Annotated in this window: 12 protein-coding genes, 2 tRNA genes and 1 rRNA gene; 8 read left to right on the top strand and 7 right to left on the bottom strand. The window is 44.2% G+C overall.

What is annotated here, in order from left to right; translation table 11 throughout:
• The 5 genes from BUB87_RS13195 to BUB87_RS13180 all read left to right on the top strand — a co-directional run.
• Positions 1-300: ribosomal RNA gene (locus BUB87_RS13195) — 23S ribosomal RNA — on the top strand; the annotation flags it as partial.
• A 26-nt stretch (positions 301-326) separates the two neighbouring features.
• A tRNA-Gly gene (locus BUB87_RS13190) sits at positions 327-401 on the top strand.
• Positions 402-474: 73 nt separating this feature from the next.
• A complete protein-coding gene (locus tag BUB87_RS13185; RefSeq protein ID WP_073346414.1) occupies positions 475-1,428 on the top strand; it encodes a tyrosine-type recombinase/integrase in 954 nt (317 codons plus the stop codon).
• 176 nt (positions 1,429-1,604) lie between these two features.
• Positions 1,605-1,739 (top strand): hypothetical protein, encoded by a 135-nt coding sequence (locus tag BUB87_RS14920; RefSeq protein WP_268761655.1) that lies wholly within the window; start codon positions 1,605-1,607, stop codon positions 1,737-1,739.
• Between the two features lie 246 nt (positions 1,740-1,985).
• Positions 1,986-3,218, top strand: a complete 1,233-nt coding sequence (locus BUB87_RS13180) for a carboxypeptidase regulatory-like domain-containing protein (protein ID WP_073346412.1) — start codon at positions 1,986-1,988, stop codon at positions 3,216-3,218.
• Here the strand turns inward: BUB87_RS13180 and BUB87_RS13175 are convergent.
• The 7 genes from BUB87_RS13175 to BUB87_RS13145 all read right to left on the bottom strand — a co-directional run bounded on the left by BUB87_RS13175 (position 3,215) and on the right by BUB87_RS13145 (position 7,273).
• Positions 3,215-3,526 carry a hypothetical protein gene (locus BUB87_RS13175; RefSeq protein WP_073346410.1) on the bottom strand — a complete coding sequence of 104 codons (312 nt, stop codon included), beginning with the start codon at positions 3,524-3,526 and terminating at the stop codon, positions 3,215-3,217. The two genes, BUB87_RS13180 and BUB87_RS13175, sit on opposite strands and share 4 nt — an antisense overlap.
• On the bottom strand, positions 3,498-3,677 hold the full coding sequence (locus BUB87_RS13170; RefSeq protein WP_073346407.1) for a hypothetical protein: 180 nt from the start codon (positions 3,675-3,677) through the stop codon (positions 3,498-3,500). Before BUB87_RS13170 ends, BUB87_RS13175 begins: the two co-directional genes overlap by 29 nt.
• Entirely contained in the window at positions 3,670-4,149 is a 480-nt protein-coding gene (locus BUB87_RS13165) for a hypothetical protein (protein WP_159432426.1), read from the bottom strand. Before BUB87_RS13165 ends, BUB87_RS13170 begins: the two co-directional genes overlap by 8 nt.
• Before the next feature lie 167 nt (positions 4,150-4,316).
• The gene (locus BUB87_RS13160; RefSeq protein ID WP_073346403.1) at positions 4,317-4,574 is read right to left on the bottom strand and encodes a hypothetical protein; all 258 of its coding nucleotides are present in this window, start codon (positions 4,572-4,574) and stop codon (positions 4,317-4,319) included.
• 100 nt (positions 4,575-4,674) lie between these two features.
• Positions 4,675-4,980, bottom strand: a complete 306-nt coding sequence (locus BUB87_RS13155) for a hypothetical protein (RefSeq protein ID WP_073346401.1) — start codon at positions 4,978-4,980, stop codon at positions 4,675-4,677.
• A 259-nt stretch (positions 4,981-5,239) separates the two neighbouring features.
• Positions 5,240-7,090 (bottom strand): AAA family ATPase, encoded by a 1,851-nt coding sequence (locus tag BUB87_RS13150; protein ID WP_073346398.1) that lies wholly within the window; start codon positions 7,088-7,090, stop codon positions 5,240-5,242.
• Positions 7,091-7,096: 6 nt separating this feature from the next.
• Positions 7,097-7,273 (bottom strand): helix-turn-helix domain-containing protein, encoded by a 177-nt coding sequence (locus BUB87_RS13145; RefSeq protein WP_084111333.1) that lies wholly within the window; start codon positions 7,271-7,273, stop codon positions 7,097-7,099.
• 178 nt (positions 7,274-7,451) lie between these two features.
• Between BUB87_RS13145 and BUB87_RS13140 the strand changes: the two genes are divergently transcribed.
• The 3 genes from BUB87_RS13140 to BUB87_RS13125 form a co-directional block, all read left to right on the top strand.
• Positions 7,452-8,249, top strand: coding sequence for a hypothetical protein (locus tag BUB87_RS13140; protein ID WP_073346396.1), 798 nt, complete (start codon positions 7,452-7,454; stop codon positions 8,247-8,249).
• A gap of 117 nt (positions 8,250-8,366) precedes the next feature.
• Positions 8,367-8,438: transfer RNA gene (locus BUB87_RS13135), tRNA-Gly, on the top strand.
• Between the two features lie 469 nt (positions 8,439-8,907).
• Positions 8,908-9,818: RNA-guided endonuclease InsQ/TnpB family protein (locus BUB87_RS13125; protein WP_073346391.1), on the top strand; the 911-nt coding region annotated here is incomplete at its 3' end.

Raw genomic sequence — 9,818 nt, 5'->3', positions numbered from 1 at the left:
CAGTTCGGTCCCTATCCGTCGCGGGCGCAGGAAATTTGAGAGGAGCCTTTCCTAGTACGAGAGGACCGGAAAGGACGGACCGATGGTGAACCAGTTGCAGTGCCAACTGCACGGCTGGGAAGCCAAGTCCGGGAGTGATAAACGCTGAAAGCATCTAAGCGTGAAGCACGCCTCAAGATAAGATTTCCCATACCGTAAAGGTAGTAAGACCCCTCGAAGAAGACGAGGTAGATAGGCTTAAGGTGTAAGAGCAGAAATGCTTTAAGCTGGTAAGTACTAATAGGTCGAGGCCTTGACCTTACATCCTCTATCCTCTCAAGGTCTATGCGGATGTGGCTCAGTGGTAGAGCATCGGCTTCCCAAGCCGAGGATCGCGGGTTCGAATCCCGTCATCCGCTCCAGCCTTTAAAATCAACGTTTTGACGGATTGACCCTACCTCAAAAATCCGATAGCATTGAGGAGGGTCTTTTATTATGCCTAAACAGTTGCCGGTTAAAAATTTTAAAAACTCACATCCTATAGACATATCCCAGCTTTTGGAGGAATTTCTCCTCGTGAGGCAGGCTGACGGATTAGCTCCTCGCACTTTAGAAGATTACCGCTGGCATGTGGGTATGTTTATAAGGTTCACGTCTACAAACACCCCTGCCACGTATGACACCATTCGCCGGGTACTTCTCCAGTATTTGAGTCAGCCATCTTCTCCACGTTACAGGAATATTAAGCTGCAGTACCTCAGAGCCTTTTTTAACTGGTGCGTAAGAGAAGGCTACCTGCCCGCTAATCCCACAGAGGGGATAAAGAAGGCTAAAGAGGACATATCAAATGTGAGGCATGTACCGTTGGAGGCATTAAAAAAGCTTTTAGACCAGCCTGATAAGAAAACCTATGCAGGTTTAAGGGATTACTGCCTTATGCTTGTGCAGGTTGATACAGGCGCAAGACCCAGCGAACTGCTACAGCTTAAACCTTCTGACTTAAACCTTGATGCAAGAGAGATTTACATACGCTCAAATGTGGCCAAAACCCGCATAGGTAGGACTTTAGTATTATCGCCTTTTACAGCACAGGCTTTGATGAGGTTTCTCAAAATAAGGCCACAGTGGTGGAATGGTGACATACCACTCTTTGCGAGTGAAAACGGCAAAGAGATGAGTGCTCAAAGGTGGTCTCGCATAGTAAAATGCTACTGTGAAAAAGCAGGCGTAAAAGTAACACCCTATGGGTTGAGGCATTCCTTTGCTATTGAGTTCTTAAAAGCTGGCGGTGACCCTTTCAGCCTTCAGCGCCTGCTTGGGCATACCGATTTAACAATGACAAGGCGCTACATCAGGCTTTCGCAGGACGATATAAAAGAAGCCCACGAGAAGGCTTCTCCGGTGCAAAAGCTTCAAAGCATGGGCAAACGAGCGCCGAGAAGATTTTAAGCGCTTTACGAAGGCCTTTTAAAACGCCTTATAAGCGATTTTTCACAGGGTGGAGGTATAAATCTATGTCCTGCACTTTTAAAGCCGCTCTAAAGTCAATTTTAAGCGTCCCCAAGGGCGCATTGCACCTCATGTGGTAAAAAGGAGGCATTGCTCACGAGGAGAAAATTAAGCAAATGATAAACGCCCTGCAGTGGCAAATAGCCCAGGATACAAACCCAAAAGACAAAAAGATACACCAGGAAGCCTTGAGGATTTCGAAAGAGATTCTGCAGGGCAAAAAAGACGTGGATATGACAATTCACATCTAAGGGCTAAGGGCGCTTAAGGCGCTCTTTTACTTTGCCCACAGCGGAATGGGCATCCCGTCTTTTTGCCGGGCTGGACACATGTGCGTGCGAGGCACCTCCGTGCATATACATGATATAAATGGCCTCATGTAACAAGGGAATCCCCAGGTAGGTACAACACAAAAATTTGTTACCATACAGAAGGAATATCAACCTCTTGTGTAGAATTTTTAAGATACATTTTCTCTCTGAGAGGTGAGGGAGTAAATGGAAACCTTCATTGGAGTGTTAATAATACTCTTAGTTTTTGTTATTCTTCTTTCTCTCTGGGCTTATGGCACGCTGCTTAAAAAAGCGTTGGGTAAATCAAAATGGAACGCGCTTCTTTTGCTTATTCCGCTAGTAAACCTTGGTGTAATAATTGATTGGGGTGTTGAAGCTGGTAAAATAGCAAAAAACGCATATCAAGAGAAGGCACCTAACTGGTTTTTGCCCGTCATTATCATTGCGTACACATTGTGGAGTATTATTTTGCTGATTGTTGACCCATACATATTATTGTACTGGCTAATATCCCAAGCTGTACTTTTGCTTTTCGACTATTGGTCTACGATAAGACTGCTTACAGCAGCTTGTGGAGTACCATCTATTTATTTGTGGGCATTACCTCTTCCAGGAGTAGGAGCTGCTTTACCGGTTTACTATGCTTTTAAAGCACACGATGAGATGAAAGGGTATACTCGGCAGCTAATCTATCAAGCTGGAGATAACACCGAAATAGTCTACGAAAAAGCTTTCATTCACAAACCCTTAGCTCTCATACTGGCACTTATAACAGGAATGCTGATAGCAATGGTTAATATTGGTGCATTAGCCAATCCAGAAGAAACCTCGGACGTTACCGTAGAAGGAGTGGTTCTCGATAAACTTACAAATGCCCCTATTTCAAATGCTACAATAACTTGTTTGCAAGATAGCACCATTCTTGATAAAGCAACTACTGATGAAGAGGGTAAGTTTACTATGACTAATATTCCAAAAGACGCTACATTACGTATAACAGCCCAAGATTACGAAAGTGCAGAGTTTCTGGTACCAACAAAATCAGACAACACACTTTGGGAATTCAAACTTTCAAAGACACCAGAAGCTACAGCGGAAATAATTGCTAAGTCTTTCCTGCATGGGGTCTATGAAGACATCTATCCTTATTTGGAGCCAGACATCCAACAACAGTATTCTAGAGATACTTATGTGGAATCTTTCCGTAATTTACACAACGTTGTTTTAAAAATGGCCGCCAGCGGTGATATTCTCGAAAACATGCGAATAACAGAACTTAACCGTGTCTCAGAAGATGAAGTGAGGGTATTGGCTACTATAACCATTCGCAGTTTCAAGACAGGACACACGGCAACGCTTCCCGCTACCTTTACGCTTACAAGGGCTAAAGATGGTACCTGGCGGTCAAACTGGCCCGTACCATCCGCATCCGATTAATCATCTGTGAGGTAACCCTTCCCGTATAAATCCCTCTCGAGTTCCTCAAGCTCCTCCGGGGAGATTGTAATCTGCGGAACGTTGACCTGCGTGGCTACCATTGACCCACCGCTGTGGATAAGCCCCGCTACCTGCAGTAAAAGCTTTGCTGCCGCTACATTACCGCCTCTTGCCTCCTCGAAGAGGGCTTCCAAAACCTCTTCCGCCATATCCACAGCCTTTGCGATTATTGTTTGGCGCTTATCCTCCAAAACCTCCGGGGTTAAATCCGCACTGGTTTCAATTAAGCTCTTCCTTGTCCTGGGCATAGTCATCAACCTCCCTTCTCTCCACAGGTTTTAGCCAGCCCATAAATTCAAGCACCAACCTTGCCGCTTCTACGTCGCCTTCTTTTGCTTTCTGAACCATCGCCATGATTATATCGTGCCCATCAAGTAGCCATTCGAGTGGATTAAGCATTTTTCAAAACCCCCTTTGCTTTCTTCACGAACTGCGTAAGCCATAAGCCAGCATCTTTTGGGAACCTCACGTAGCCGTTGCGCTTCCATGCGCTGTAGGTAAGCCCTAAACACCTGCGACATGCAAAAGCACTTCCACGAGGAGGGAGGTAAAGCGTATGCGTCTTCCTGCCGCAGGTTGGGCATTTGAGCCACAGCGTAAATCCGCCCTTTGCATTACCGCCATACGGCAGTTTAATGCGCTCAATTCTCTGCCCAAAGCGTTTTGAGACAATTGAGACCGCTTCAGGCGTTGCGTTAATGCCCAGCCCTCCGATTTTCGTCATACCCCTGTTGGGTATCTGCCATGCCTTTAACACTGTACACTGCTCAACCGTTGGCATAATGCGTATCACTCCTTTGGTCTTATTATACCACACTGCGCGATGGTACTGAAGTATGGTATAATCCCCACAGGGAGGTATGAAAATCACCTTACGAGGGCACGCCCCTTGAAGGGCTTGAGGGCTGCCTGCCCAAGTTCCGCAGCGCCTCAATAATCCTGTACAGCGGTAAGGCGCATACGGGCGGGGGCCACGGGCGCAGGCGCACCCGCAGCCAGCTGCAGCAAAAACTCGAGGCATGGCGCAGGAGAAAGTGGTTAACCTGAACGCAGGCTTTTCAAAAGTATAAGATTGAGTGCGCAGGCTTCAGAATCGGGTGGGCAGTCGATGATGTCATTGCCCAGCTGTATCCTGATAAAGGTGAGCGCATCAAGTGCGTCGTCGTTGCATGTGTATTCACCGAGTAGTACCCTTTCCCCATCCATCAGCACGGCTACCAATTTATTGTCCTCCTGCAGGATTTTCTTAATTGCCATGATGTTGACCAACCCGTTGGGTGTATCAAGCCATTTCATGTTTACTCCACCACCTTTTTGTGCAGAAGTTTAAAGACCAACACCACAGGTTTTGGAAATAAAACGCAAAGCGAAATCACGAAGAGGAAAATAAGCATAATCATGACCTCCTTCTTTGGTTTTGAACTGCTTCAGCAAGTGCTCTGGCACCTTGACCGCCCAACCACCTTAAAATCTCCAGCACAGCATTATCCGATTTGTTTGACATCCATATCAACCACCAGAACGGCTCCTCAGCGATTTCGTGGATGAAGAAGTTAAGCCCGCTTATGCCGTGCTCACTGCAGGTTGCCAGTACCATCCATCGGTTGGTCTCTTCATCCACCTGAAACACGTGAATACATACCGCAGGGCTGTCACAGTAATCGCAAATTATTTTGCCATCACGCACTTTAGCATGTGCCATTTGGTTCACCTCCTTCGGGGGGTTAATTTTTATTACACGAGGGAGAATGAGAAACATTGGTTATGTGTGTTATGCCAGAAACATTAGAAACAGGTGTAACACGTGAAACATCTGTAACGCCAGAAACATCTGTAATACTTGTAACGTTTTTTGCCTCTCACAACCCACCTCTCCCTCGTGGAATCCTTGAAAATGCTGGGCTGGCGGGTTTTTGGAAAATTTTAGGTGTTACACGGTGTTACAGCGAGCGTTACAACCCTCAAAACCGCTCCACGCCTGGTTTTGAGGGCGATGTTACAGTTGTTTCTGATGTTTCTCTGTAACCCAAGGCAGTGTAACCTAGCTCTGTGAGTACATAACCTTTTTCTGAACGGGCTACCAAAGCGTCGGCGTGAAGCCTGCTGAGTGCGACCCGAACCGCGGTTGACGACTTATTGAGATATTGTGCAATATTCGTTGGCGTTGCTTTTTCATGGAGCTCTAAAATAGCGTTGAGTACAGCTTTACGCTCAGGAGTTATAAGCATTATTTCGTTGGGTGCTGTGAACGCTTCAACATAGTGAGTTCCATCCCATCTCAATGTGATGTCAAGGGTAACGTCACGACCGACAGCCATAACTCGTCTTTCAGTCCAACCTGTTGCGTTAGGGGGTAGTCCGATTGCGACTATAGAGTCTGCTATTGCAGTGTAAGCTGTTGACCCCAGCGGGGCGTCGACAGCATCGGCTACGTCTTTCAGATAAGCCTTCCCTTTGACTGAATGCCAAACGCCAACGATGAGAACGCCAGCATTTTTAGCCTTTCGTAAAATCGGTAGCATCGCACTGTATAAAGTTTCATAGTTGAGTCGGTTTTTCATCCCGAGGTTTCCGATTTCTTTAAGTGCTGCTAGAGGTTCGATGATGACTGTCTGGACTTTAAGTTGCTTTGCTGTTTCAATAATTTTGTCCGCATCAAGTAGAGAGCTGACTTGAGACTGGTCGAGCGTGAATACATTCCGGGCAATTACTTCGTGTGGCGCCTGATACAAAGTCAAACCCTCGTAAATGCGCTTGCTTGAATCTTCTGACGTAATCCAAAGAATCCGCCCCTGCTGGGTTCTACGCCCAAAACAATTTTCTCCCATCAAAATACTTGCACCGATTTTTAGTAGGACTTCTGTCTTTCCGAGTTTTGGTCTTGCAGCAAGCAATGTGAGCCCACTTTCAGGCAGGAGTTTCTCAATTCTCCAATTGCCGTTATTTTTTGTGAGTTCTTTCTCCAATGCTTCAACAAGGGGGATAACTGGGAGTATCAATGGTTGTACCGGTGTGTTGATTGACTTCAGAAGCCACTCCCTGTCAATCTCCTCCCGTGCAATAAGGTCTGCGACGTCCTCACCTTCACCGAGATTTGGAATACCAACAATACGGGCATTTATTCCATACTTTTTTAGCGATTCTTCGACCTTTTGTGCATGTTTGTGCCCCGCTTCGTCATTATCTGGGAGGATTATTACATTTTTAGCATCTTTTAACTGTTCTGCATATTCATCTATCCAGGAGCCAGCCCCAAACGGATTGGTTGTTGCAGTTAATCCCAGTTTTTCTAAGGCATGCACACATTTCTCGCCTTCTACGACAAAAATCGTTTCACCGCCAGTGATTGCTTCTTTAAGCCGTGGTAAGTTATAGAGCACTTTTGCCGTACCGTTCAAGCCTTTCTGCCAGGTTTTACCATCGAAATGCTCTGTTTGGAAGGTTTTCCCTTCGGGCCTGTCGTAGCGGAGGATACGAAAGAGCGGTGTGCCATCCACGTTTGTGTAAGTGTAGATTGTTGGTATTCGAGTTTCAATGTCGTGCGCCGCTTCCTTGCCAATAATTTCCACAAGAGAGGACCACCCTGAGACATTTTCCAAATCTTGAGAAAATGTACTCTCAACCGCAAGAAGCCTATCAGCGACATCTTCATCGTTAAAGTGAAGCGCTAAAGCTTTTACTGTTTCTTCCACCTCTTCCTTCGTGTAACCTTTCTTCCGTAACCAGCCAGCGAGAGCGAAACACGTTTGGTGACGATTTCCTTTGCAGTAGGGCATGTACTGGATTAGAACTTTAACTATTTCTGTAACCATTTGATATCACCTCACCTTTGGCAATGATTGCACAAATTTTTCCAACTCTGAAGCAGGGATTAAGATTTTTCCACGAGGGCCACGAACAGCTTGAAGTCGCTTTGTGTGAACGTAATACCTCCACGTACGGGCTTTAATTCCCGTAATTTCTTCAGCCTCTTTTAGTGTGTAAAGTTTTTCCATTTATAACGCCTCCTTCAAAATTTTATTTTCAACTTTATTTTATACTCGACAGCACTACTTGACAAATGCAGCAAATGTGTTACAATAGTCTTAAAAGTCAGTTACTGCAAGGGTTTGACGCATATCGAAAAACTTCCATATAACGCACGTTACAAATTTAGGGAGGTGTTACAAAGAGATGAAACTTTTCTTTCGCATGACAGCGAGAGGCATGGAGGAACTCGAGCTTATGCACGAAAAATGGAAGCACAGAGAGTTAGGGCATTATGCGGTAGGGCTTTTGAATGAATACCTGTCACACATTTTTGAGAACGAGGACAACCCTCTGCCCTCTTCCTTCGTGGAAAGGACAGGTGTAAAGGCAGAGGAGCAGATTCTTCCGCTTATTACTCTGGCAGGGTATCTGGCAGCAGGTAGGAGATGGGAAAATGTGCTGGAGGAAAACGCAGGAGTTTTTAAGCAGGAGAAATTCAGCGATGACGCACTCAAACACTACTTTAACGTCCTTCAGGATAACCACCTGTGGAGTCTCTGGAATAAAGCAGTGGTTCTGCCATATTATACAGATTCAATAAGGGGGGGTGCTTACGGCTGGTTTGTTACTGTGGAGAATGCTTTAGAGGCTTCAGCGGTTGAGCTTGTGCTTGCCTTCATGTACCGTGTGAAAAAGCCATTTAGATTTTGCAGAAACCACAGGGTGTTTTATCACGGTGAGCAGTGTCCAGTGTGTAAGCCTGAAAGCGAAATAAAGAGTTCTTTTTTAAGGCTTTTACGCCAACACAAATACAGGGTTAAAAACGACGAATATGTGGTCAATGATTATGTGATAAGTGAGATAGAGCGCATTCAAAAGGACATGACAGACAAAAACAGAAGTGTAAAAGCACTGATAAGAGAGTATTATGACCTGTGCAGAGAGGAAGGCTTGCCTGTAGAATGGTACGGAAATTATAAATCCTTCCTCGAGAAGGAATAAAATTTTTCTCCCACTCACAAGAAGGAGTTCTCAAAGTTATGTCGAATATGTTATACAGTGAGTAGAGGTCAATCCGATACCACTGGCAAAGTGGGTGGCTGGAAGCCTTGAAAATATGCGGATGTGGCTCAGTGGTAGAGCATCGGCTTCCCAAGCCGAGGATCGCGGGTTCGAATCCCGTCATCCGCTCAATTATTTAAAAGGGTTCCGAGCACTTCAGTTAGTGCCGGAGCCCTTTTTTGGTGTCATTTTGGTGCCCATTAAACCGATTAATAGAAGCCAGAATACACGATTATACAGTAAGATTTTGAATAAATAATGAGATATGGGATAAATTGGGTTGGTTGTCCTTTGGACGGTGTATTGAAGCACTTTTACTACTTTATGAATTAACTGGAGATAAAAAATGGAGAAACGAAGCGATAAAATGGGGGAAATATGCATTAGGGCTTCAAGGACAAAATGGGTGTTTTTACCTTATCTATAACGATTATTATAATTTTGACATTGCAGCGGATGAAATTAGGGGTTTAAAAAGATGCTCGAAAGAGGTTTCCTCTCCTCTACAGGTGGGAGATGAATTTCTATTGTCTGCCATAGAATAATATGTCATAATAAGTGCAGAGGATTTTATCATAGAAAGCCAAGGTGAGAAAAGATGATGATATGTCAGCATTTTCTCATAGAGCCAACAAAAGAGCAGGAAGAAAAACTGTTTTATACACTGTATTTGTGCCGCAAATTATACAACTATTCACTGGAACAAAGGATAAAACATTACAAAGAACACGGCAAAGGACTGACATACGAAGATCAGCAAAACATGCTTCTAAAATATAAAAAAGAACATCCGGAATACAAAAAAGTACAATCACAGATATTGCAGGATGTATTGAGAAGATTAGACAGAGCATGTAAAAACTTCTTTGAAGGACGAGCAAATTATCCCAAATTCAAAGACAAATATCACTACACATCGATAACACTTCCTCAGTGTGAAGCAAAAAGAAACTTTGGCAAAGAAGGATATGTGTATATAAAAAATATAGGGCATATAAAAATAAAAGCACACAGAGACTTTGATCCGGAAAAGGTAAAAACAATAAACATAAAATACCATGCAGGAAAGTGGTATATAAATCTGTCAGTTGAAATAGAAGAAGAGAAAGAGAAAGCATCCACAGGAGAAAAAGCAGTAGGAATAGATAAAGGGATAAACTCAATAGCTGCGACATCAGATGGAGAATTGTACTTAAACCCGAGATGGCTGCAGAAAGCAGAAAAGAGACTAAAGAGCCTGCAAAGGCAGCTGTCAAGAAAAAAGAAAGGAAGCAAAAATAAAGAAAAGCAAAAGAAGAGATTAGCAAAACTCCATGAAAAAGTAGCAAATCAGAGAAGGGACTATCTGCACAAGATAAGCTATAACATAGTCAAAAACAATGACATCATATGCATTGAGGATTTGCAAGTGAAAAGTATGATGAAAAATCATAAACTTGCAAAATCAATAGCGAATGCAGGGTGGGGAATGTTGGATAAGTATTTACAGTATAAAGCGGAAAGAGAAGG

The sequence above is a fragment of the Caldanaerobius fijiensis DSM 17918 genome, from assembly GCF_900129075.1.
Classification (GTDB): Bacteria; Bacillota; Thermoanaerobacteria; order Thermoanaerobacterales; family Caldanaerobiaceae; genus Caldanaerobius; species Caldanaerobius fijiensis.
The sequence above is the reverse complement of the archived record's forward strand: the minus strand, read 5'-3'. Positions and strand labels throughout refer to the sequence as shown.